Below are 20,819 nucleotides of genomic sequence, written 5' to 3' on the forward strand. Positions count from 1 at the left end.
ACCATGACAACCACCGCAGTCAGGTCCCCAGCGATCCACGTGAAGGGCCTTGTGAAGTCCTACGGCAAGCTGGAGGTGCTGCGCGGCGTCGACTTCGACGTGGCGCAGGGAAGCATCTTCGCGCTGCTCGGCTCCAACGGAGCAGGCAAGACGACGGCAATCCGCATCCTTTCCTCGCTGCTGCACGCCGACGGCGGAACAGCAACGGTCAACGGGTACGACGTGTTCAAGCACGGCGCCGACGTTCGCCGCTCGATCAGTCTGACGGGGCAGTTCGCGGCCGTGGATGACATCCTCAGCGGGCGCGAGAACCTCGTGCTGATCGCACAGCTCCGCCACGTGAAGAACCCGGGTGCCGTCGCCGACGGCCTGCTGGCGCGGTTCTCGCTCACCGAAGCGGGCTCCCGCAAGGTGTCGACGTACTCAGGAGGCATGCGGCGCCGGCTCGACATCGCCATGAGTCTCATAGGCAACCCGCCGGTCGTCTTCCTCGACGAGCCGACCACGGGTCTCGACCCCGAGGCACGGATCGAGGTGTGGGATGCCGTCAAGGAGCTCGCTGCAGGCGGAACGACCGTGCTGCTCACGACTCAGTACCTCGATGAGGCCGAGCAGCTGGCCGACCGCATCGCCATCCTGCACAAGGGCCGGATCATCGTCGACGGCACGCTCGCCGAGCTGAAGGCCATGCTGCCGCCGGCGAAAGTCGAATACGTCGAGAAGCAGCCGAGCCTCGAAGACGTCTTCTTCGCAATCGTCGGCGACAAGGGCGACGAGACGGCGGATGCCGCCACCACAAGCGACCAGAACAAGTCCGGCCTCCGCGCCGGCGCGAACCAGAAGTAGGCGAGGACCATGACAACGACGACGACTCAGATCTCGACCGGAACGCACACGTCGACCGGAACGCACTTCTTCGGCGACACGGCAGTGCTCACCGGCCGAACGGTCAAGCACATCACCCGCAGCCTCGACACGATCATCACGACCTGCATCATGCCCATCGGATTTCTGCTGCTGTTCGTGTATGTGCTGGGCGGGGCGATCAACACCGGGACGAACACGTCATACGTGAACTACCTGCTGCCAGGCATCCTGCTCATCACGGTGGCCTCCGGCATCTCGTACACGGCCTACCGGCTGTTCCTCGACATGCAGGGCGGCATCTTCGAACGGTTCCAGTCCATGCCGATCGCACGATCGTCGGTGCTTTGGGCGCACGTGCTCACCTCGATGATCGCGAACGTGGTCTCGATGGTCGTGGTTGTGGGAGTCGCGCTCCTCATGGGCTTCCGAACCGGGGCGAGCCTGCTGGACTGGCTGGCCGTTGCGGGCATCCTGCTGCTCTTCACGCTCGCCCTGACCTGGATCGCGGTGATCCCCGGCCTGAGCGCCAAGAGCGTGGACGGCGCGAGCGCGTTCTCGTACCCGCTCATCTTCCTGCCGTTCATCAGCTCGGCATTCGTGCCGACGGAGTCCATGCCAGGTCCCGTCGCCTGGTTCGCGCAGTACCAGCCGGTGACGCCGATCGTGAACTCGATCCGCGACCTGTTCCTCGGGCGGCCCGTCGGTTCAGATATCTGGATCGCGCTGGCCTGGTTGGTGGGAATCCTGGTCGTTGCGTATATCGCGGCCCAGAGCATCTATCGCAAGAAGATCTCCTAGGCCACCGGCCATCGCCTTTCGTACGCAGCTTCATTCGAGTACAGGCAGATCCCGCCAGAACAGGCAGGATCTGCCTGTTCTCGTGTGGAGAGCGCGACCATGCCTGTCTTGTGGCAGGTGCAGCGGCAGGTGCAGCGTCAAGAGGCAGTGGCCGGGGGTCAGCTGATCGCTTGGTCGACTATTTGCTTGGCCTCGCCCTGCACCTGCCGCAGGTGGTCCTCACCCAGGAACGACTCGGCATAGATCTTGTACACGTCTTCAGTTCCGCTCGGACGCGCGGCGAACCACGCGTTCTCGGTCACGACTTTGACGCCGCCGATCGCGGCGTCGTTGCCCGGGGCCTTCGACAGCTTGGCGGTGATCGTCTCCCCGGCCAGCTCCGTCGCCTCGATCGCGTCGCCGTCGAGTTTGCCCAGCTTGGCCTTCTGCTCCTTGGATGCCGCGGCATCCACCCGCTGATACACCGGGTCGCCGAACTGCTCGGTGAGCTCCCGGTAGAGCTGCGAGGGCGTCTTGCCCGTGACGGCGATGATCTCACTGGCCAAAAGCGCGAGAAGGATGCCGTCTTTGTCGGTCGTCCACGCTGTGCCGTCGAGGCGCAGGAACGACGCGCCCGCGCTCTCCTCGCCGCCGAACCCGACGGATCCGTCGACCAGGCCAGGTACGAACCACTTGAAGCCGACCGGCACCTCCCAGAGGCGACGGCCCAGTGATTCGGCAACCCTGTCGATGATCGTCGACGACACGAGCGTCTTGCCGATTGCAGCATCCGGTCGCCAGTTCGGCCGGTGCGTGTACAGGTACTGGATGGCGACGGCCAGGTAATGGTTCGGGTTCATCAGGCCGCCATCGGGAGTGACGATGCCGTGCCTGTCGGCATCCGCATCGTTGCCCGTGAGCACATCGAAGTCATTCTTGTGCCGCAATACGGATGCCATGGCCGACGGGCTCGAGGGATCCATGCGGATCTTGCCGTCCCAGTCCAGCGTCATGAAGCCCCACTGCGGATCGATCGCTGGGTTCACGACCGTGAGGTCGAGCCCGTACTTCTCGCCGATCAGAGCCCAGTAGTGCGCGCTCGCGCCGCCGAGCGGATCGGCGCCGATGCGCACGCCCGCCCTCTTGATGGCATCCACGTCGATGATGTTGCGCAGGTCGTCGACGTAGTGCTCACGGAAGTCGTAGGTGGCCACGCCGCTCGGTTCGGCCCGTTCGACACCGCGCAGCCCGTCGGCGATGAGCTCGTTGGCGCGGTTCGCGATCCAGCTGGTGGCGTCCGTGTCGGCAGGGCCACCATGCGGCGGGTTGTACTTGAAGCCGCCGTCGCGTGGCGGGTTGTGCGAAGGGGTGACCACGATGCCGTCGGCCTGAGACTCATCGGGATGCTCGCGGTTGTACTTGATGATCGCGTGGCTGACAGCGGGGGTAGGAGTGAAGTCGTCGTACTCGTCCACGAGCACGTCGACGTCGTTGCCCACGAGCACTTCGAGCGCCGTGGTCTGCGCAGGCATGCTGAGGGCGTGGGTGTCAGCGCCGATAAAAAGCGGCCCTGTCGTGCCCCGCGAGCGCCGGTACTCCACGATCGCCTGAGTGACCGCCGCGATGTGGTCCTCGTTGAACGCCGTGTCGAAGGCGCTGCCGCGGTGACCGCTCGTGCCGAACACGACGCGCTGTTCGGGCACCGAGGCATCCGGTTTCAGGTCGTAGTACGCGCGCACGAGCGCCTCGACGTCGATCAGGTCTGCTTCGGTTGCTGGTGTCCCTGCGCGTTCGGCCATGCGCCCAAGTCTCCCACCGCGGATAGCCGCGGGGCCAGGCGCGGGAAGACGGTGTATGGGCGGAAGGTCGGCGCGATCGGGCGGCGTCCCGGCGACCGTTAGGCTTCCACCATGTCGGATGCCAGCCCTGATAGCGCTTCGGAGACCGGTCGCCAGCAGCCAGAGGCATACAGCTTTCTCGGCCCCTCCGGCACCTTCACCGAAGCGGCTCTCGCGCAGGTTCCCCAGGCGGCGGGCAAGCCATGGCGCGCCGTCAACAACGTGGGGGAGGCGCTGAACGACGTCGTCGACGGACGCAGCGTCGCCGCGATGATCGCCATCGAGAACTCCATCGAGGGCGGCGTCTCTGCAACTCAGGATGCCCTCGCCACCATCCCCGGACTGCGCATCGTCGGCGAGTACCTCGTGCCCGTCGGGTTCGTGCTCGTCGCGCGGCCGGGAACGACGCTCGCCGACGTCAAGACGATCGCCGCGCATCCGGTCGCGTACGCCCAATGCAAGGAGTGGCTGGGCAAGCACCTGCCCGCGCACGACTATGTGCCGGCGTCGAGCAACGTCGCCGCTGCCACCTCCCTCCTGGAGACGGATGCCTCCGGCCGCCCCGCGAGCCCCGCCGACGCCGCGATCGCCCCGCCCGGCATCGTTGAGCACCACGAGCTCGCGCTGCTCGCCGACGACATCATCGACAACCAGAACGCCGTGACACGCTTCGCGCTGGTCAGTCGCACGCGGGGCATCCCGGAGCCGACCGGCGCCGACAAGACGAGTCTCATCGTCGAGCTGCCGTCCGACAGGTCTGGAACCCTCGTCGAGATGCTCGAACAGTTCTCGACTCGAGGCGTCAACCTGAGCCTCATCGAGTCGCGGCCCATCGGCGACGAATTCGGGCGATACCGCTTCATCATCGACGCGGACGGCCACGTCAAAGAGGAACGCGTGGCGGATGCCTTGCTCGGCCTGTTCCGCTTCAGCCCGAACATCACGTTCCTGGGGTCGTACCCCCGGGCTGACGGGGTCCCCGCCGACTTCGATCCGCGCTACGCCGACGAGGTGTTCATCGAGGCACGCGACTGGCTGCGCGGCCTGATCGGCGGCGAGCCCGGGCTTTGAGGCGCGAGCGCTGAAGCGTTCCTGCGCGTCGGTGAGCCGGGGCGCCGAGCCTCTCTTGTCCGGGCCGCACTTGCGTCAGCCGCGGTTGTGAGCGCGGGCGATCAGGCGGAGGGGACGCGCACGACAAGAGCACCGGCATCCGCCCAGAAGTGGGCCGTGCTGACCTCGCCGAAGCCGTCGCCGTCGAGTTCGATGGGCTCGGATCCCTGCACCTCGACCTGCACAGACGGACCACGCAGGTAGGTGAGCATGCTGGCGTTGTCAGAACCGGTGAACCGGATGATCTTGCGCCCGAACGCAGACCGGCGCAGCACGCGGTTCTCCCACGTCATCTTGCGCCAGATGGCCAGCCATCCGAAGATCGTGCGCGGCTGAAGCAACGCGATGTCGAGTTCCCCGTCGTCGAGGCTGGCGTCGGGCATCAGCTCCATGTTGCCCGGTAGCACGCCGCAGTTGCCTGCGAGGATCGTGCTCACGTGCGCCGAGTGCGCTGGATGCCCGGGCAACCGGTAATGGATGTGCAGCTTCTTCGTGCGCAGGGACCGCAGGCCGCCCTCGATGTAGGCCAGCCATCCGACCTTCTTCTTCAGCTGCGGATTCGTGTTCGCGAACATCGCGGCGTCGATGCCGATGCCCGCCATGACCAGAAAGACGTGATCGCTCGAAGCGCCGTTGTCGCGCGTGAGTTCCGCGACGCCCACATCGATGGCCTTGTCCCGGCCGGTGAGGGCGGTGCGAACGGATGCGTCGACATCCGAGAGCGGGAGCCCCAGGTTGCGCGCAAGCAGGTTGCCCGTGCCCAGCGGAACGATGCCCATCGGCACGCCGCTGCCGCGCATCCCGGATGCCACGGCGCGAATGGTCCCGTCACCGCCCGCCGCGATGACGAGGTCGGCTCCTTCGTCGAGCGCCCGGCGGGTGAGGCCCTGGCCCGAGTCATCCACCGTCGTCTCCAGCCACACCGGATCGGCCCAGCCTGACCCGCGGGAAGACCCCTCCCGCGAGGCGGCAACCCCGGCGTCCACGGCGGCGCGCAGCGTCTTCGCATCGACCTTCGTGGGGTTGTACACGACCACGAGACGGCGCAGCGATGCAGCCTGCGCGGCATCCTGTGCCGGCTCGGATGCCGATGCGACGGTTTCGCTCACCGGAACAACGGTACTCAGTCTTCCCCTGCGGCAGTACGGGTGGCGGTGCGGTGGGTGGATGTGCCTCCATCGGCAGCGGCGCCGCGCGAGAAATCGGAGATTCGGGCCGACGCGCCGGGTGTGCGTTCTCACGGTCGGCGTGTCGGGACAGATCTCCGACTTTTGGTGGGTGAGGTGCGGGTGGGATGCCTGGGGCTCCGCCGCCCATATCGCTGCTCCGCCGCTCAGAGGCTCAATCGGCCTGGCCAGCGCGAGCGAGCTCCCGCTGACCAGGCCTCAATCGCCCATAGACTCGGGGGGTGATCGATCCGGTACTTCTGCGCGAAAACCCAGACATCATCAGGCGTTCGCAAGAGGCACGCGGAGAGTCCCCGGGCACCGTGGATGCGGCGCTCGCCGCCGACGCGGAGCGCCGAGCGACCATCACCGAATACGAATCTCTGCGGGCCGAGCAGAACGCATTCGGCAAGCAGGTGGCATCCGCTCCGAAGGAACAGAAGAAGGACCTCGTCGCGCAGGCCCAACAGCTGGCCGCGCGCGTGAAGGAAGCGCAGGCGCGGGCATCCGACGCCGAAGACCGCTTTGACGAAGCGGTGCGCCGCATCGGAAACGTGATCGTCGAAGGGGTTCCGGCAGGCGGCGAGGACGACTTCGTCACCCTGCGCGAGGTCGGCACGATTCCGGCGTTCGACTTTGAACCCCTCGACCACCTCGAGCTGGGCGAGAAGCTGGACGCCATCGACATGGCCCGTGGCGCCAAGGTGAGCGGTGCGCGGTTCTACTTCCTGAAGGGCGTCGGCGCGAGGCTCGAGATCGCGCTGATGAACTACGCACTCGACAAGGCGCTCGGCAACGGCTTCATACCGCTGATCACCCCGACGCTCGTCAAGCCCGAGATCATGCAGGGCACCGGATTCCTCGGCGCCCACGCCGACGAGGTGTACCACCTCGGCTCGGACGACCTGTATCTCACGGGCACGAGCGAGGTTGCGCTGGCCGGATACCACTCCGACGAGATCATCGACCTCGCGAAAGGCCCGTTGCGTTACGCCGGCTGGTCGACTTGCTACCGACGCGAGGCGGGCAGCGGCGGCAAGGACACGCGCGGCATCATCCGTGTTCACCAGTTCAACAAGCTCGAGATGTTCGTGTACACGACACCGGAGGATGCCGACACCGAGCACCTGCGCCTGCTCGGCTGGCAGGAGGAGATACTGCAGTCTCTCGGCCTCGCGTACCGAGTGATCGACACCGCCGCGGGCGACCTCGGATCCAGTGCAGCACGCAAGTACGACGTCGAGGCCTGGGTGCCCACGCAGGGCCGGTACCGCGAGTTGACCTCCACCTCGAACTGCACCACGTTCCAGGCGCGGCGCCTGCAGATCAGGTACCGCACCGAGAGCGGCAAGACCACTCCTGCTGCAACTCTGAACGGCACGCTCGCCACCACGCGCTGGCTCGTCGCCCTGCTCGAGACGCATCAGCAAGCAGACGGTTCGGTCGTGGTTCCCGAGGCGTTGCGACCCTACCTCGGCGGCCTCGAGGTGCTGCTGCCGGTCGGCTCGTGAGCGGCGCCACGCGCGGCGAACCGTCCGAACGTCTTCTCATCGCGCTCGACGTCGACGGCACCCTGCTGCACGAGGACGGGTCGGCCTCCGACGCGGTGAAGGATGCCGTCGCGGCCGTCATCGACGCGGGCCACGAGGTCACGATCGCCACGGGTCGCAGCTGGGCGACCACAGGCGACCTCCTCGCACTTTTCGGCATGTCGCCTGAGTACGTCGTCTGCTCCAACGGCGCCGTGATCATGCAACGCGACGGCGACGGATACCGTCGCGCGATCGTCGAGACCTTCGACGCCCGGCCCGTGCTCGAGATGGTGCGCGCACACCTGCCAGAGGGCGGGTACATGGTCGAGGAAGCCGACGGCATGCGCCTGTACACCGAGGGCATGGGCGAGGCCGGCTGGGCACTCGGACGCGCGGTCGCTGTGCCGTTCGAGGAGCTCGGCAGGCAGCCCGTCAGCCGTGTGGTGGTCGTTTCGCCGTCGCGCGGCGCCGACGAGTTCCTCGACATCGTCGAGCAGATGGGCCTGCACAAGGTGACCTACGCCGTGGGCTGGACGGCGTGGCTCGACATCGCACCTGACGGCGTCAGCAAGGGCAGCGCCCTTTCCCGCCTGCTCGACCGGCTCCAGCTGCCGAAGGATGCCCTGCTCGTCATCGGCGACGGACGCAACGACATCGAGATGTTCCAGCTGGCCAGGTCGTCCGGCGGTCGAGCGGTCGCGATGGGGCAGGCGCCCGAAGACGTCAAAGCGGCCGCGGGCGAAGTGACGGGCAGCATCGACGACGATGGCGTGGCATCCGTGCTGTTGTCGGTCGCGGCGAGCGCACCGCCGGTGGTGGAGCAGTAGGCGCGCGGTACTCAACCAGCGGTGGGGTTGCCCCTGGCCCCACTCAGGGGGTCTTTGTTACCCTCGAACCTTGAGTGCTCCCGCCCGACGCGAGCGCTCGCCCCCAACGAATTCGTTGCGGCGCCTGGAGTAGGCGCTGCGATACCCGGAGTCCATGACTGCTTACCCCACTCGACGCGCCGCGCGTGAGGCATCCGCCTCAGCCGCTCGGCCTGCTCGGACGAAGCGGCGCGTGGCATCCACTCGTCGCCGAACGGATGCCGTCACCACCTCGGTAGCACACCGCGCGGACCCAAGGCCGTGGCGCTCGCCTATTCGCGTGACGGCCGCAGCGGCGGCGGCCATCTTCCTCGCAGGCAGCGCGATCGTGGCGCTGCCTGCGAACGCCGCCACCTCACCGACCGGCACCGTGTATGCGAATCAACTGCTCGCGCACACGTCGCTGGCCAAGCAGTCGCTGCACGTGGCGGGCGACGTTGCGCAGCAGACCGTGGAGCAGCCCAAGTACGACTCGGCCGGATTCACCAGGCCCGACGGCGGCGCGGCCATCACGGTGGGCGGCACGACGAATGTGGACTGGGCTGCGATGGTGCTGCAGGACGGGCACTTCCCGGTAACTCCGAACAACCTCACCGTGATGCTGCAGTGGATGGACTCGGAGAACGATCCGCACAGCTGGTGGCTGCGGAACAACCCGCTGAACAACGGGTTGGGCTCGGGCGGCGGAGCGGGCTTCGGCAGCTACGACAACCTGACGATCGCGGCGTCCTACGTCGCACAGCAACTGCGGCGCGATCTGTTCTCCGGCATCGCCCAGGCGTTCGACTCGAACGCCGCGGTCTCCGTCAGCGTGCAGGCGATCATCGAATCGCCGTGGGCAGGCGGCCATTACAACTATGGTGCGATCTGGCATTCCGTCGACGTGCCGATCGTTTCTGCGCCGGCCGCTGACTGGTAGGACGCACCCGTGGGCGGCACAGCGGCCCGGCTAGCATCACGTCAGTGACCGAACCGCACCGTCTCACTCGCCAGGAGGCGCGTCGCATCGCCGTGCGCGCCCAGCTGCTGGATGCCGCGCGCCCGGTCGACATGCTCGACACCGTTCGCAGGCTCACGCTGGTGCAGTACGAGCCCACTGCCGCGGTCGCGCCGAGCGCCGACCTCGTGCTGTGGAGCCGGCTAGGACGTTTCTATCGCCCCGAGGATCTGCAGCGAGCACTGGCATCCCACGTGATCGTCGAGTTGCGCAGCATGATGCGGCCGGCGAACGACGTTGCCCTGTATCGGGGAGAAATGCAGGAGTGGCCGGGTAAGGATGCTCCTGGCTGGGCGCGCGCGCAGGCAGAGTGGGTGGAGACGAACGACGCACTGCGGCGAGACATCCTCGACCGCATTCGGCGTGGCGGCCCGATGATCTCGCGGGACCTGCCCGACGACAAGTGTGTGGAGCCGTGGCGATCCAGCGGCTGGAACACCGGCCGCAACGCCGCCATGATGCTCGAGTTCATGGAGCAGCGCGGCGAGGTAGCGGTCGCCGGTCGTCTCGGCCGCGAGCGCCGGTGGGACCTTGCCGAGCGCGTCTACCCCGATGACCCCGTTGTGCCCCTCGAGGATGCCGAACGTGAGCGCCGCGCTCGCCGCCTGCGGTCCCTCGGCATCGCCCGCTCGCGCACCACCCAGACGCAGTTCGAGCCGATGGATGTCGGCGACGCCGGCGAACCAGCCGTGATCGAGGGCGTGCGTGGGACCTGGCGGGTGGATCCAGGGGCGCTGGCCTACGTCGAAGACTTCACCGGGCGCACGGCGATTCTCTCCCCATTCGACCGCCTCGTCTTCGACCGCAAACGCCTGGCCGAACTCTTCGAGTTCGACTATCAACTCGGCCTGTACAAGCCGGTGGCGCAGCGCCGGTTCGGCTTCTACCCCCTTCCCGTGCTGCACGGCGACCGACTGGTGGGCAAAGTGGATGCGACGAGCGACCTGCCGGCATCCGTCCTTCGCATCCACCGGGTGCACGAAGACGAGTCGTTCACGCGTGAGTTGACGGATGCCGTGCGCAGCGAACTCGAAAGCCTCGCAGAGATGCTGCGCCTTCGGCTCGAGTTCGAGTAGCGGCGCGGGCTCGGTAGACTCGGCGGCTGGAGGGCTGTCCGAGCGGCCGATGGAGCTGGTCTTGAAAACCAGTGGGCGGAAACGCCTCGTGGGTTCGAATCCCACGCCCTCCGCTTGAGTGAGCGGCCCAAAGTTCCTTGAGAACACTGGGAACGCGAGGGTCGTTGGGTGTGTCCAGCTACCGTTTGACGACAGATTTGACGACAATCCACTTCTCGCGGGCCTCATCGAGCGCCACTGCAACGGCGTCAAGGTCATCGTCGAAGAGGTCTGCGTAGACATCGAGAGTCATCGCCGCCGAGGCGTGTCCCAGCATGCGTTGCACTGCCTTCACGACGAGCGGGAGCTCGGACACTAAGACCAGCGGGGACACAAAGAAATGGGGACGGTGGTGACCGCCACATGAGGGCCGTTCCGCCCTGGACGATCACCTGGACGAGAGCCGTTCAAGGAGCAGCTCGCCCCCGCTGGCGGGGTTTCCGTGACAAGCGGAGAGTCGGTCTAGGAGCTACACTGCCGGCGCTGGTCGCCTCTGCGGCGACGTGCTTGCCGCCCGCAGCCGACCTGGGCATGGTCATCACCGTTGCATGCGTCGACGGTGAGAACAATAATCGCGGGGTGGCTCCCACTGAACGTGACGACCAATCGCTGCCTGAGAGATGGACGCCCTCGACTGTGTACCTCGACATGTGGGTCGATCCGGATGATGATCCCCGTGAGAAGGCTCCGCGACCGGCTGGAGAGTTGGCCACGCTGCTCGACTATCTGCGGAGGTACCGGCTCACTCTCGAGATGAAGTGTGCCGACCTGAACGCCGAGCAGCTCGCGAGCCGTTCGGTGCCGCCTTCGACGATGTCTCTGCTCGGCCTGGTCCGCCATCTGAGCGAGGTCGAGCGCAGTTGGTTCCGTCGGGATCTTGCCGGACAGGATGCGCCGTCGCTGTACTGCGCCGACGACCACGACGGTGACTGGAACGGCGCTCTGGCCGACTCTGGACTCGTGGACGAAGCGTGGCGCATCTGGCGGCAGGAGGTGGCGTTCGCCGAACAGTTCGCCGCCAACCTAGAGGATCTCGGAGCCCAGGGCACGAGCGGCAGACCGGCTCGCGACATCCTCGTGCACATGATCGAGGAATATGCGCGCCACTGCGGACACGCTGACCTACTGCGCGAACGCATCGACGGCCGCGTCGGTCAGTAGGCGGCCGCTCTCCGCTAGAGGTCTTCTCTCAGAGTCTTCGGGATTCTCGAGTTGCGGGGTGGCAAACGTGTATTGGTGAAGGTCAGACACCGCGACGCCTTCGGGCTCGTCTGTGCCTAGTCAACGAGTCCGGGCCCGCATGAGCCAACGGGTCCGAATACGACAACTGGGTGAGCTTCGACACGAGGAACGACCGTTCGGCCTCGGACGGCGCAAGGGCCACGGCCTCCTTGTAGTAGGAAGCAGCCTCCGCACGTCGGCCGAGCCGCCGTAACAGGTCGCCTCGTGTGGCGGGCAGCAGGTAGTAATTCGCGAGTTTGCCCTCCGCGACGATGCCCTCCACGAGCCGGAGTCCGACCTCCGGGCCGTCCGCCATGGCGACCGCCACTGCCCGGTTGAGCTCGATGACGGGCGATCGAACGACGAATGCGAGCTCTCCATACAGGTCGGCTATTCGTGGAAAGTTCATGGTGTCCAGGGCGTGGTGGGCTGCGATGCTCGCCTCCAAAAAGTACCGGCCGCCAGGTTCCTGTCGGTGCCCCAACCGCATGGACACTGTGTTCAGTAGGTCAACGGCCTCCGCGATCGCTTCGCGGTCCCACAAGGTGCGATCCTGCTCGCCGAGCAAGGTCGGCTCTCCCTGCGGCGTGAATCGCGCTAGGTCGCGTGAGCTGTGCAACAGCATCAACGCCAGCAGGCTCTGGGCCTCGCACAGTTGTTCGGGTTCAGTGAGGAATTCAAGAAACGCTCGCGTCAGCCTGATCGCTTCGGCCTCCAGGGCCCTGTCGATCCGCGAGCTGCGACCGGTTCCCGTGTATCCCTCGTTGAAGAGCAGGTAGAGGACGGAGAGGATGGCGTCGGTCCGGTCGATGAGCTGTTTCGGCGATGGAAAGCGGAATCCCGTGCCGGCGTCCTTGATCTTGGCTCTTGCCCTGACAAGCCGCTTTGTCATGGTGGGAATGCTGACGAGGAAAGCTCGCGCCGTCGCTTCGAGGCTCAGTCCCGCGACCGTGCGGAGGGTGAGCGCGATGCACGAGTCGGTGGACAGCGCTGTATCGCAGCAAATGAAGATCAAGCTCAGCCGGTCGTCGATCGCTCGGTCGTCGCCCGAACCCTGCCTGGTCTCACTGTCCAGGGTGAGGTCGTACGCGATCCGGCCGAGCGCACGCTGCTCGCGGGCATCGCTGCGGACGCGATCGATCGCTCTATTCTTCGCAACGGTCGTCAACCATCCACCCGGATTGGCTGGTATTCCGCGCTCGGTCCAGGTGTGGAGCGCCTTGATGAAGGCATCCTGCATGCAGTCCTCGGCCAGGTCCCAGTCGCCTGTCACGCGAACGACGTGGGCGACGATCCGGGCTGCTTCCTCTGCGAAAGCCGCGTCGACCGCATTCTGAACGTTCGGTGGAGTCATGTCTCGCGAGGCGTATCGGCAAGCGGCCAGAAGGGGCGGATCTCGATCTGTCCGTACCGTGCCATGGGATGCCTCGAGGCCACATCGACGACGTCTTCGAGGCTGTCGCACTCGAGGATGTCGAATCCGCCGATGTACTCCTTCGTCTCGACGAACGGCCCATCGGTAACTATCAACCTGCCGTCTCGCACTTTGACCGTGGCCGCGTCGCGGGGTCCACGCAAGCGGTCGCCTGCGATGGCGATTCCACGACGATCCACCTCGGCTTGCCACTCCATAAGGGTTTCGTCGTCGGCTGGAATCTCCTCGGCAGTCGAGTCGGTGCAGATGAAGAGCATGTAGCGCACGGGATCTCCAATCGATTGGTTACCCAGACGACGAACGAGCCCTCTCGAAACAGACATTTCCGGCGGCGAATCATTCGTTCTCGCGAGGTTCTGTCCTCCGAGTGGCCCGGCGAGCGTTGGTACCGCATGTTCAAGGCTCTCGAAGACAAGGATGCCCGGTCGGCGATGCCGTCCCGTTCCGCGCGGAGGAGTTCGCCGGTGCGCTCGACCGTCACGTGGATACAACGTGCGCTGACCCCCTTCACGGCGGGGAAGATCCGTCGTTCAGTGCTTCCGAGCACGTCACGGCCACTGCGCGCCGGCGCTCCCTCCGCCCCGGTCACCTGGCCTGATCCGGGCTCCACCTTCGATCCGTACTCACCGGAGGCGGTTCATAGTCACGGATACCCGCGCATGCTTGCCTGACGGCCAGGGGCATCCGAACGGGCAGAGTCATGCCTTGCCGGTAGGGGCGGGCCGCCGTAAAGGCCGTCGTATTTCGCTACGGAGAACTCAGACCCGCCTACGTCCGCGATGCCCGCAACCAATTGTCGTTCCGTCCCCGATGCTGCGGATGATTCACAGCCCGTCTTGGTCGTTCCAGTGCTCCTGCCACCGCCAGTCGATCGGTTCTGTCGCTCGCTGGTAGCGGATGTCTGTCGACAAACGGATTCGTCGCTCAAGATCGACGTTGTCCGTCGAAGCGTGAACCATGTATGCGGAATGCACCACGACGTCACCTGCACGATAGTCAGCGGTCAGCCATCGGGAATCGTGCTCATCGGCGAGCCCGGGCAGATCGGCAGTCATGGAACGGGCGGGCGGGCGCACACCTTTGTCTCGTTCATCGGCGAGCGCCCAATGGTGGCTTCCCTCTAGGTAAGTCAGCCCGCCCATCTCGACGGGACAGTCTCCGAGGGGAATCCACATCGACAGGACGCGATCACTGCCCTCCCTGAGGTAGACGAGGTCGTAGTGGGCCTGGGTGGCCGTTCCTATGCCGTTCTCACCAGGACGGATATGGCGGATGATCTTGCGCTTATGCAGGTGGACGGCGTCGTCAAAGAACCATGCGAACCAATCCCGAATGGATGGATGCGCGGTAAGTGCGGAGTAGTAGTCACCGGGCACGATGTCGTCGAACAAGATGCGTCGCAGCTCACCGCGATCTGTGGGCGCACCGGAATCTCGTCCTATTCCTGGCGCGAAGCTCTTATCGATCAGACCGATTGGGGAGAGTGCGCGGAAGTAGTACTCGCGGAAGGACTGCACGACCTCGGGATCGAGATGGCCCGTCAAGTAGAGATAGCCGTCGGACCGGAGGCGGTCCCACAACCCGTCCCTGGAACTCCGTGCTGCATCGGGAACAGGTGGCAGCTGTCCCAGGCGCGAGGGACTCTCGTTCATTACGTAACCGTTGGATGTCAACACAAGGCGAGCCTGGCCCAGCTAGTACTAAAGTTCGATGGACAAACGCATCTTTCCCTTGTGTTTTCCTGCAGATGGTGATGACTGTTGGACAAATTCTCCCCGAGCTGGGCGGCGTTTTCCACGACGTCCGAGGCGCTGGTGGATCACTCGCTCGCTGTACTCGGCGTCGGAGGCCAGAGTGGGCGCATTCCACCTGTGACGAGGAGAACGCTTTCGTCCCACGGGCTACTGATCGTCGGTTCGGGTCGGGGTACGTTCACAAACCAATTCGGGATCGTTAGCGACGTCGTCGGGCCCTGCGCTCTCTGGCTTTTTCCAGGCGTACAGCACGGCTACGGTCCTGATCGGGGAGGTTGGCAGGAACAGTGGATGCTCTTCGGCGGCATCAGCGCGCTGGTCTACGAGAACATTGGTGCCATCTCGCGCATCGAGCCGGTCATGCCGCTCCGGCACGAGTCCGACACCGTGGCGGCTTTGATCGGCGCTCTCCGGCAGAGGGTCGGCCTCGCCGGCGTCATCGACCGGTTGGCCGCTTCCTCGCTCGCGACTCAATTGCTCATCGAGGTCTTGTCCCTGGCCACCCGCAGGAGCGAGGGTCGATCGATCAAGGCGCTCCACGCCTTCTCAGCGATCGCGCACTTGAGCCTTCCGCTCGCCGACCGGGCACGCCGCCTAGGAATGACAGAGTCGGCCCTGCGCACATTGGTGTACCGCGAGACCGGCTTGACGCCGCACGCATTTCTAATCGAACAGCGGATATCCCGAGCCAAGACGCTGCTGGCCACGACATCGCTCGGCATCGCAGCGATCGGGACCGCGGTCGGATTCAACGACCCGGCGTACTTCTCACGGATCTTCACCCGCCGAGTGGGATCCTCACCTAGCGCCTTTCGGCGACAGCACCCCGGCGGTGCCGTCTAGTTGGAAAGGACTCCGCTCGCGTAACGGACCCGACGGCCTTGATGGTCTCGAAGTCGGAGTCGTCCCTATCAAGCGCGCCGGAAGGCAAAAGAGGCGCCGAGCGCCATCGCTGCAGACGCGTGACCGAGCATCCGCTGGCCGACCTGACATGGGGCTGGAGTTGCGCCCGGTCACTGCCGGATCGTGCGGAAGTTGCGGTTGCGGCTGCGCTAGCTGGCACGCTCGCGATCTTGCCGGCGGAGGCGGTATTCGCGGATGGTGAGGATGACGATGAAGATGTCGAACGCCGTCAAGCCGGCTAAGCCCCAGCTGGGGTGGGCGATCAGTTCGTAGCTTTGGTAGCCGATGAAGACGATGAGGAAGCCGATCAGACAGGGGTAGGCCCATAGTTGGCCGCGGAGCACCGCCACGACGAGGAAGACCTTGACTATGCCGTGTGCGAGTAGGTAGATCGCGCCGAACAGTGTCGTGGAGACGTTGAGTGTGTCCGCGTAGTGCACCAGGGTGTTGGCGATGAAGTCGCCTGGGTCCTCGTGGAGTTCGTGTCGGGTGAGCGCGTGGACGGCACGGTCGATCTGCTGCGGGGTGACCAGCAGCAGCGCTATGCCGCCGATGAGCTCGACGAGGCCATCGAGGCCTTTCAGGATCAGGCCGATGAAGAAGGTGCGATCCAGGAGGGCATGACCGGTGTGCGTCGCCATGTAACGGATGTTACACTCTTCTTCGTGACGGATAACGTGTCCTGGCTCTTGGTTCTGCTGCAGCTGCCCACCGACCCTTCCCGGCATCGGGTCGCGGTCTGGCGGGAGTTGAGAAAGGGTGGCGCGGTCCCGGTCTCCCAGGGTGCCTGGGCGATCCCTGATGCGCCGGCGTTCCATCCCTCGTTGGAGCGTGCCGAAGAACTCGCTCACGCGGGTGGTGGCACTTTCGCTGTCATCGAGGCGACGCCGCGAAGTGAGGCAGGGCTGGCACTGATTCGCGATGCGTTCGTGTCGGCTCGTCTGGATGAATGGAACGAGTTCGAGGCCGACTGCGGCAAGTACGAGGCAGAGATCGACAACGAGGTCCGGAAGAAGAAGTTCACTTTCGGTGAGCTTGAGGAGGAGGAGCAGAGCCTGGATCGGCTGCGCCGGTGGCACCGCGATCTGAAGAAGCGCGACATCCTCGCCCTTCCCGAGGCGGAGGCCGCGGAACGTCGGCTGAGGCACTGCGAGGATGTCTTGGCCGACTATGCCGAAATGGTCTACGAGACCATGCGTGGCAACTCCCCGGCCAGTGCCGGCACGACAGATCCAGACTCCGCGGGGTAATCCCACCTGTCCGGACCTCCCTTCGTCTCGTAAGCGCGACCAGGAGCCGAGAGAGGGCAGGTTCGTTAACCCCGTCGTGCGAGACTCAGCGCGTGGCAAAGGAATCTAAGGACGAAGAGCTCCTTCAACAGATCGTGGAACGGCTGCAGGAGAAGTTTCCCGGGGTTGCACAAACCGAGGTAGAGCGGGTCGCGCGAAGCGAATTCGAGGAGTACGTCGGTCGCCCGGTTCGCGACTATCTGACCATCCTGGTCGAGAGGTCAGCGAAGAAGAAGCTGAGGAAGGGCATCTCGTCAACGTGACCGAGACGAGTTCTGCGGTTCTATGGTCGCATTGAGCGCACAGAACGGAGTCCGGCGCCAGGTGCTTCCCGTGGCTTGTACCGTTCGACGAGATGTGCCCGCTGGCTGGCGCTGACTTGACGAGGGGTTGTGTGCGATTCGAGCATCGCGCGACTGAGCGCTTTCGAGCCTGGGCAGTCGATTCCGTCACGCTCAGGGCCGCAGGGCGGTGACGGCCGGAAGTTGACCGCGAACCTCGCCATTTGTACTCTTTGACAACGAATTGGCGAAGGGCAACGATGCGTTCGGATGGGTGGTCGCCGGACTTCCTGCCTCCCGGCCGCGCCGCGCGGAACATCCGGAGACTGCCAGGGGGATTCGCCAGCCCGGTCTGGATCTGCGAGCTCGACGACGATCAAACGGTTGTCGTCAAGGCATCGCTCGATACCGACTCGGACCTCTTCAGTGTCGAGGCCCACGGTCTGCAAGTCCTCAGCACATTGGGCGGTCTCAGGACCCCGCGAGTGCTGACGGTAGGTCGGCGGTCGATCGTGCTCGAGGCGCTGCATCCGGATCTTCCGGATGATGAGGCGTTCTGGCGGTCGGCCGGTCGTAGCGCCGCGCTCATGCACCGCAACACCGGGCATGAGTGGTTCGGCTGGGAGGAAGACGGCTGGCTTGGTCTGCTTCGGCAGCACAACGGATGGGACCCGGACGGGCACCCCTTCTTCGCCGAGAAGCGTGTGTTGCGTTACCTCGGGGAGCCGCGGGTCGAGGCGGCGCTCGACGCTGCCGACCGCAAGGGTATCGAGCGCGTGTGTGCGCGGTTGCCCGAGTTGATCCCGGACACAGGCGCGTGCCTCACGCATGGCGACATGTGGCGCAACAACGTGATCGCCGATTTCGCCGGCGGTCCGGCGTTCCTCGATCCGGCGGTCAGCTACGGGTGGGCCGAGGTCGATGTTGCCCACATGCTGTGCTCGGGCGGCGTGCCGGAATCGTTCTTCCTTGGGTACGAGGAGATCCGCCCGCTCCACCCGGATTGGCGGGAGCACGCGCGCATCCTCAATCTGCGGCAGCTCCTAGCGATGCTTGCAGGCGGCGTACCTCTCCCGACGATCGTCGCGTCGATTCGCGAGCTCGTCAGCGTGTACGCGTAACGGCGCAGAGACGAGCTGCCCCTAGAACACATCCAGGGAACCGCGCAGAGCTGTCCCCAGAACCTCGAACCGTAGAACCATCGGGCGGTCAGCGGCGGCGATCACTGCCCGTTTCCATGGACGCACGGAAGCGTTCGTCCGGGTGCCTCAGAAACCTCCGGCCGTCCTCGGCGACCTCGGTGATGTGCGCGCTCATCAGCTGACCGCAGATCGGGCAGGGAACGGCGTCCAGCGTGGCAGGAGGGTCGACCTCGGGTTTGTCATACGGACCCAGTGCCGGCGGCCCGAGATACGGGAAGAGCTTCTCGTCCAGCCATTCGACTGCCTTCTCGAGCTTGGATTCCTTGTGGTCGTGCCGATTGATCTCGCCCTCTCCGATGGGCTCATGTCTGGTCATCTCGATCTCCTCTCAAACTGGACTAATTCGTCCACTGTATGCTTACAATCGATGCGTGCAAGAAGTTCCAACCCAAGCGAAACAGCCCACGCGACTGACTGCACGTGGGGCGCAGACGCGGTCGCGGATCGTCTCGACGGCGGCTCAACTCATGCGCGCGCAAGGTGCTGGCGCAACGACGCTGGACGACGTCGTCCGTGCTAGCGGTGTGAGCAAGTCGCAGTTGTACAGCCACTTCGCAGACAAGACCGCACTTGTGCGTGCGGTCGTCGAGTACATCGGTGAGCTCAAGGTGGGTGGTGAGCGCGAGCGCCTGAGCAAGGTGAAGTCGTTTGCGGGGCTGAAGCGTTGGCGTGATGCGCTCATCGCGAATAATGCGCTCGAGCAGGGCCGATACGGATGTGCACTGGGCTCGCTCGCGAACGAGGTGGCCGATCACGACGCGGTTGCTCGCGCACAGCTTTCGGCGCTTTTCACGGCGTGGGGTGAACTCTTCGAGGATGTCCTTCGCCGATTCCAGAGGCAAGGCTTGATTCCAGAGGATGCGGATGTCGGGCAGCTCGCGACCGCTCTGCTGGCCGCGGTGCAGGGCGGGTATCTGCTCGCGCAGACCGCGCGGGACGTGGCACCGATGGCATCGGCGGTCGACACGGCGCTGGCACATCTGCAACTGCTCTCGAGCACGAGCACGAGCACGGACATAAGGAGGAAATCATGAAGGCGATCATCGCGACGGATCGTGCGGCCGAAGCGGCGGGAATCACGCTGACAGAGCTGGCGGAGCCCAAGCCCGCGATCAATGACGTTGTCGTCGAGGTGTACGCATCGGGATTCGTCCCTGCCGAGTGGGAGTGGCCGTCCACGTGGGCGGATCGCGCAGGCCGCGATCGCACGTCACCGGTGATCGGCCATGAATTCGCTGGTGTGGTGTCGGCTCTTGGGTATGGAACAAGAGGGGTGTCCCTTGGGCAGCGCGTCTTCGGGATCACCGATTGGCACCGGGATGGCACGCTGGCCGAGTACACCGCAGTGGAGGCGCGCAACCTGGGCCCCCTGCCGGGTGACGTGGACTTCACCGTGGGTGCGAGCCTGCCGATCTCGGGCCTGACCGCATGGCAGGGACTCTTCGATCACGGTCACCTTCAGTCAGGGCAGACCGTCATCGCCCACGGCGCGGCCGGCGCGGTCGGTTCGGCGGTGGTTCAGTTGGCACGCGAGTTCGGCGCCTATGTCATCGGCACGGGTCGAACCGCCGATCGTCAGGCAGCGCTCGACTTCGGCGCGAACGACTTCCTCGACCTGGGCACCGATGATCTCGAGGATGTCGGCCAGGTCGACCTGGTCTTCGACGTCATCGGCGGCGGCGTCCAGAAGCAATCGGCCGATGTCATCCGGCCCGGTGGCGCACTCGTGACCATCGTCGGGCCGACCGAGCTGCAGCCGCCAGGGGTGCGTGCCGTCGACTTCGTCGTCGAGTCCGACCGTGCTCAACTTACCGAGATCGTTCAGCGGGTGCGTGACGGCCGCCTCCGCACCAACATCGGCACCGTCACCAGCATGGATAACGCCCTACCGTCACTGAATCCGACGGAGCGCCGCAAGGGCAAGACCGTCATCACTGTTCGTTCATAGCTACTGCAGGCACTCCCGGTTTCGGTCACCCGTCCAATTCGCGCGAAGGAGCATCGACATGACCAACCCATCCCCGTCCAAGCGGTACCAATTCGAGTACCCGGATGAAGCCGGTTATCCAGACGGCGTCGGCACTCTCACCGAGGATCGGGTAACGCTCATCGACCAGGTTCTCGACGCCGACGAGAAGGCCGACACGAACATCGCCGTCGTCAACGAAGAGGAGAGCCAGGTCTACACGGCAATCGTGGGAGACACCGCGGTCGGTGGCGTCACATACAGCCGCGTCGGCGATCGCCTCGTGCTGCAGGCTGCAGCCGTCTACCCGGAGTTTCGTGGCCAAGGCATCGCAACCGAGATGATCCGCCAGGTGCTCGACGACGTGCGCAGTCACGGGGAGAAGGTCACCAACCTCTGCCCGATCGTGCGCACGTTCGTCGACAAGCACCCGCAATACGAAGACGTCATCGACCCGAAGAATCCCGGTGTCGTGAGCAGGAACCGCTCGTAACATCGGC

Annotated in this window: 22 protein-coding genes, 1 tRNA gene and 1 pseudogene; 16 read left to right on the forward strand and 8 right to left on the reverse strand. The window is 65.3% G+C overall.

What is annotated here, in order from left to right; genetic code table 11:
* The first annotated feature begins 3 nt into the window (after window positions 1-3).
* Both ACO2Q7_RS11715 and ACO2Q7_RS11720 read left to right on the forward strand, forming a co-directional pair.
* Window positions 4-846, forward strand: coding sequence for an ABC transporter ATP-binding protein (locus ACO2Q7_RS11715; RefSeq protein ID WP_423355776.1), 843 nt, complete (start codon window positions 4-6; stop codon window positions 844-846).
* A gap of 9 nt (window positions 847-855) precedes the next feature.
* Window positions 856-1,665 carry an ABC transporter permease gene (locus ACO2Q7_RS11720; protein ID WP_423355777.1) on the forward strand — a complete coding sequence of 270 codons (810 nt, stop codon included), beginning with the start codon at window positions 856-858 and terminating at the stop codon, window positions 1,663-1,665.
* Window positions 1,666-1,823: 158 nt separating this feature from the next.
* Here the strand turns inward: ACO2Q7_RS11720 and pgm are convergent, their stop codons facing one another.
* The gene (gene pgm, locus ACO2Q7_RS11725) at window positions 1,824-3,443 is read right to left on the reverse strand and encodes a phosphoglucomutase (alpha-D-glucose-1,6-bisphosphate-dependent) (protein ID WP_423355778.1); all 1,620 of its coding nucleotides are present in this window, start codon (window positions 3,441-3,443) and stop codon (window positions 1,824-1,826) included.
* A gap of 111 nt (window positions 3,444-3,554) precedes the next feature.
* Between pgm and pheA the strand changes: the two genes are divergently transcribed.
* Window positions 3,555-4,553 (forward strand): prephenate dehydratase, encoded by a 999-nt coding sequence (gene pheA, locus ACO2Q7_RS11730; protein WP_423355779.1) that lies wholly within the window; start codon window positions 3,555-3,557, stop codon window positions 4,551-4,553.
* Window positions 4,554-4,654: 101 nt separating this feature from the next.
* On the opposite strand, the gene ACO2Q7_RS11735 is transcribed toward pheA, so the two are convergent.
* Complete coding sequence (locus ACO2Q7_RS11735) at window positions 4,655-5,701, reverse strand: diacylglycerol/lipid kinase family protein (RefSeq protein ID WP_423355780.1); 1,047 nt, start codon at window positions 5,699-5,701, stop codon at window positions 4,655-4,657.
* A 299-nt stretch (window positions 5,702-6,000) separates the two neighbouring features.
* Here ACO2Q7_RS11735 and serS point away from each other — a divergent pair, with 299 nt between their 5' ends.
* The 5 genes from serS (at window position 6,001) to ACO2Q7_RS11760 (ending at window position 10,342) form a co-directional block, all read left to right on the forward strand.
* Window positions 6,001-7,269 carry a serine--tRNA ligase gene (gene serS / locus ACO2Q7_RS11740; RefSeq protein WP_423355781.1) on the forward strand — a complete coding sequence of 423 codons (1,269 nt, stop codon included), beginning with the start codon at window positions 6,001-6,003 and terminating at the stop codon, window positions 7,267-7,269.
* Window positions 7,266-8,117, forward strand: coding sequence for an HAD family hydrolase (locus ACO2Q7_RS11745; RefSeq protein ID WP_423355782.1), 852 nt, complete (start codon window positions 7,266-7,268; stop codon window positions 8,115-8,117). The genes serS and ACO2Q7_RS11745 overlap by 4 nt, the downstream gene beginning before the upstream one ends.
* A gap of 319 nt (window positions 8,118-8,436) precedes the next feature.
* Window positions 8,437-9,075: a hypothetical protein gene (locus ACO2Q7_RS11750; protein ID WP_423355783.1), complete on the forward strand. Its 639-nt coding sequence runs from the start codon at window positions 8,437-8,439 to the stop codon at window positions 9,073-9,075.
* A gap of 44 nt (window positions 9,076-9,119) precedes the next feature.
* Window positions 9,120-10,229, forward strand: coding sequence for a DNA glycosylase AlkZ-like family protein (locus tag ACO2Q7_RS11755; protein ID WP_423355784.1), 1,110 nt, complete (start codon window positions 9,120-9,122; stop codon window positions 10,227-10,229).
* Between the two features lie 28 nt (window positions 10,230-10,257).
* A tRNA-Ser gene (locus ACO2Q7_RS11760) sits at window positions 10,258-10,342 on the forward strand.
* Between the two features lie 65 nt (window positions 10,343-10,407).
* Here ACO2Q7_RS11760 and ACO2Q7_RS11765 read toward each other — a convergent pair.
* Window positions 10,408-10,563, reverse strand: a pseudogene (locus ACO2Q7_RS11765) (site-specific integrase); the annotation flags it as partial.
* Window positions 10,564-10,847: 284 nt separating this feature from the next.
* Between ACO2Q7_RS11765 and ACO2Q7_RS11770 the strand changes: the two are divergent.
* Window positions 10,848-11,429, forward strand: coding sequence for a DinB family protein (locus ACO2Q7_RS11770; RefSeq protein WP_423355785.1), 582 nt, complete (start codon window positions 10,848-10,850; stop codon window positions 11,427-11,429).
* An 82-nt stretch (window positions 11,430-11,511) separates the two neighbouring features.
* On the opposite strand, the gene ACO2Q7_RS11775 is transcribed toward ACO2Q7_RS11770, so the two are convergent.
* The 3 genes from ACO2Q7_RS11775 to ACO2Q7_RS11785 form a co-directional block, all read right to left on the reverse strand.
* Window positions 11,512-12,843, reverse strand: a complete 1,332-nt coding sequence (locus ACO2Q7_RS11775) for an RNA polymerase sigma factor (protein ID WP_423355786.1) — start codon at window positions 12,841-12,843, stop codon at window positions 11,512-11,514.
* Complete coding sequence (locus ACO2Q7_RS11780; protein WP_423356020.1) at window positions 12,840-13,181, reverse strand: YciI family protein; 342 nt, start codon at window positions 13,179-13,181, stop codon at window positions 12,840-12,842. The genes ACO2Q7_RS11775 and ACO2Q7_RS11780 overlap by 4 nt, the downstream gene beginning before the upstream one ends.
* A gap of 567 nt (window positions 13,182-13,748) precedes the next feature.
* Window positions 13,749-14,576 carry a phytanoyl-CoA dioxygenase family protein gene (locus ACO2Q7_RS11785; protein WP_423355787.1) on the reverse strand — a complete coding sequence of 276 codons (828 nt, stop codon included), beginning with the start codon at window positions 14,574-14,576 and terminating at the stop codon, window positions 13,749-13,751.
* Between the two features lie 219 nt (window positions 14,577-14,795).
* Between ACO2Q7_RS11785 and ACO2Q7_RS11790 the strand changes: the two genes are divergently transcribed.
* On the forward strand, window positions 14,796-15,521 hold the full coding sequence (locus ACO2Q7_RS11790) for a helix-turn-helix domain-containing protein (RefSeq protein ID WP_423356021.1): 726 nt from the start codon (window positions 14,796-14,798) through the stop codon (window positions 15,519-15,521).
* Window positions 15,522-15,730: 209 nt separating this feature from the next.
* Here ACO2Q7_RS11790 and ACO2Q7_RS11795 read toward each other — a convergent pair whose 3' ends face one another.
* On the reverse strand, window positions 15,731-16,222 hold the full coding sequence (locus ACO2Q7_RS11795; RefSeq protein ID WP_423355788.1) for a DUF2127 domain-containing protein: 492 nt from the start codon (window positions 16,220-16,222) through the stop codon (window positions 15,731-15,733).
* Here ACO2Q7_RS11795 and ACO2Q7_RS11800 point away from each other — a divergent pair.
* From ACO2Q7_RS11800 to ACO2Q7_RS11810, 3 genes are all read left to right on the forward strand, one after another.
* The gene (locus tag ACO2Q7_RS11800; RefSeq protein WP_423355789.1) at window positions 16,202-16,831 is read left to right on the forward strand and encodes a Chromate resistance protein ChrB; all 630 of its coding nucleotides are present in this window, start codon (window positions 16,202-16,204) and stop codon (window positions 16,829-16,831) included. The two genes, ACO2Q7_RS11795 and ACO2Q7_RS11800, sit on opposite strands and share 21 nt — an antisense overlap.
* Before the next feature lie 92 nt (window positions 16,832-16,923).
* Window positions 16,924-17,133 (forward strand): three-helix bundle dimerization domain-containing protein, encoded by a 210-nt coding sequence (locus tag ACO2Q7_RS11805; RefSeq protein WP_423355790.1) that lies wholly within the window; start codon window positions 16,924-16,926, stop codon window positions 17,131-17,133.
* 278 nt (window positions 17,134-17,411) lie between these two features.
* On the forward strand, window positions 17,412-18,272 hold the full coding sequence (locus tag ACO2Q7_RS11810) for a fructosamine kinase family protein (RefSeq protein ID WP_423355791.1): 861 nt from the start codon (window positions 17,412-17,414) through the stop codon (window positions 18,270-18,272).
* Between the two features lie 88 nt (window positions 18,273-18,360).
* Here ACO2Q7_RS11810 and ACO2Q7_RS11815 read toward each other — a convergent pair whose 3' ends face one another.
* Entirely contained in the window at window positions 18,361-18,669 is a 309-nt protein-coding gene (locus ACO2Q7_RS11815; protein WP_423355792.1) for a hypothetical protein, read from the reverse strand.
* A 55-nt stretch (window positions 18,670-18,724) separates the two neighbouring features.
* Here ACO2Q7_RS11815 and ACO2Q7_RS11820 point away from each other — a divergent pair, with 55 nt between their 5' ends.
* The 3 genes from ACO2Q7_RS11820 to ACO2Q7_RS11830 are packed head-to-tail and all read left to right on the forward strand — an operon-like array spanning window position 18,725 to window position 20,812.
* Complete coding sequence (locus tag ACO2Q7_RS11820) at window positions 18,725-19,387, forward strand: TetR/AcrR family transcriptional regulator (RefSeq protein ID WP_423355793.1); 663 nt, start codon at window positions 18,725-18,727, stop codon at window positions 19,385-19,387.
* Window positions 19,384-20,301 carry an NADP-dependent oxidoreductase gene (locus ACO2Q7_RS11825; RefSeq protein ID WP_423355794.1) on the forward strand — a complete coding sequence of 306 codons (918 nt, stop codon included), beginning with the start codon at window positions 19,384-19,386 and terminating at the stop codon, window positions 20,299-20,301. The genes ACO2Q7_RS11820 and ACO2Q7_RS11825 overlap by 4 nt, the downstream gene beginning before the upstream one ends.
* A 58-nt stretch (window positions 20,302-20,359) precedes the next feature.
* The gene (locus ACO2Q7_RS11830) at window positions 20,360-20,812 is read left to right on the forward strand and encodes a GNAT family N-acetyltransferase (RefSeq protein ID WP_423355795.1); all 453 of its coding nucleotides are present in this window, start codon (window positions 20,360-20,362) and stop codon (window positions 20,810-20,812) included.
* The last annotated feature ends 7 nt before the right edge of the window (window positions 20,813-20,819 follow it).

This window comes from Rathayibacter sp. KR2-224 (assembly GCF_049446075.1).
GTDB lineage: Bacteria > Actinomycetota > Actinomycetes > Actinomycetales > Microbacteriaceae > Humibacter.

Coding starts and splice junctions, on each gene's coding strand:
- ACO2Q7_RS11715 (WP_423355776.1), top strand. CDS start 4: ATGACAACCACCGCAGTCAGGTCCCCAGCGATCCACGTGAAGGGCCTT.
- ACO2Q7_RS11720 (WP_423355777.1), top strand. CDS start 856: ATGACAACGACGACGACTCAGATCTCGACCGGAACGCACACGTCGACC.
- pgm (WP_423355778.1), bottom strand. CDS start 3,443: ATGGCCGAACGCGCAGGGACACCAGCAACCGAAGCAGACCTGATCGAC.
- pheA (WP_423355779.1), top strand. CDS start 3,555: ATGTCGGATGCCAGCCCTGATAGCGCTTCGGAGACCGGTCGCCAGCAG.
- ACO2Q7_RS11775 (WP_423355786.1), bottom strand. CDS start 12,843: ATGACTCCACCGAACGTTCAGAATGCGGTCGACGCGGCTTTCGCAGAG.
- ACO2Q7_RS11780 (WP_423356020.1), bottom strand. CDS start 13,181: ATGCTCTTCATCTGCACCGACTCGACTGCCGAGGAGATTCCAGCCGAC.
- ACO2Q7_RS11785 (WP_423355787.1), bottom strand. CDS start 14,576: ATGAACGAGAGTCCCTCGCGCCTGGGACAGCTGCCACCTGTTCCCGAT.
- ACO2Q7_RS11800 (WP_423355789.1), top strand. CDS start 16,202: ATGACCGGTGTGCGTCGCCATGTAACGGATGTTACACTCTTCTTCGTG.
- ACO2Q7_RS11795 (WP_423355788.1), bottom strand. CDS start 16,222: ATGGCGACGCACACCGGTCATGCCCTCCTGGATCGCACCTTCTTCATC.
- ACO2Q7_RS11810 (WP_423355791.1), top strand. CDS start 17,412: ATGCGTTCGGATGGGTGGTCGCCGGACTTCCTGCCTCCCGGCCGCGCC.
- ACO2Q7_RS11815 (WP_423355792.1), bottom strand. CDS start 18,669: ATGACCAGACATGAGCCCATCGGAGAGGGCGAGATCAATCGGCACGAC.
- ACO2Q7_RS11825 (WP_423355794.1), top strand. CDS start 19,384: ATGAAGGCGATCATCGCGACGGATCGTGCGGCCGAAGCGGCGGGAATC.
- ACO2Q7_RS11830 (WP_423355795.1), top strand. CDS start 20,360: ATGACCAACCCATCCCCGTCCAAGCGGTACCAATTCGAGTACCCGGAT.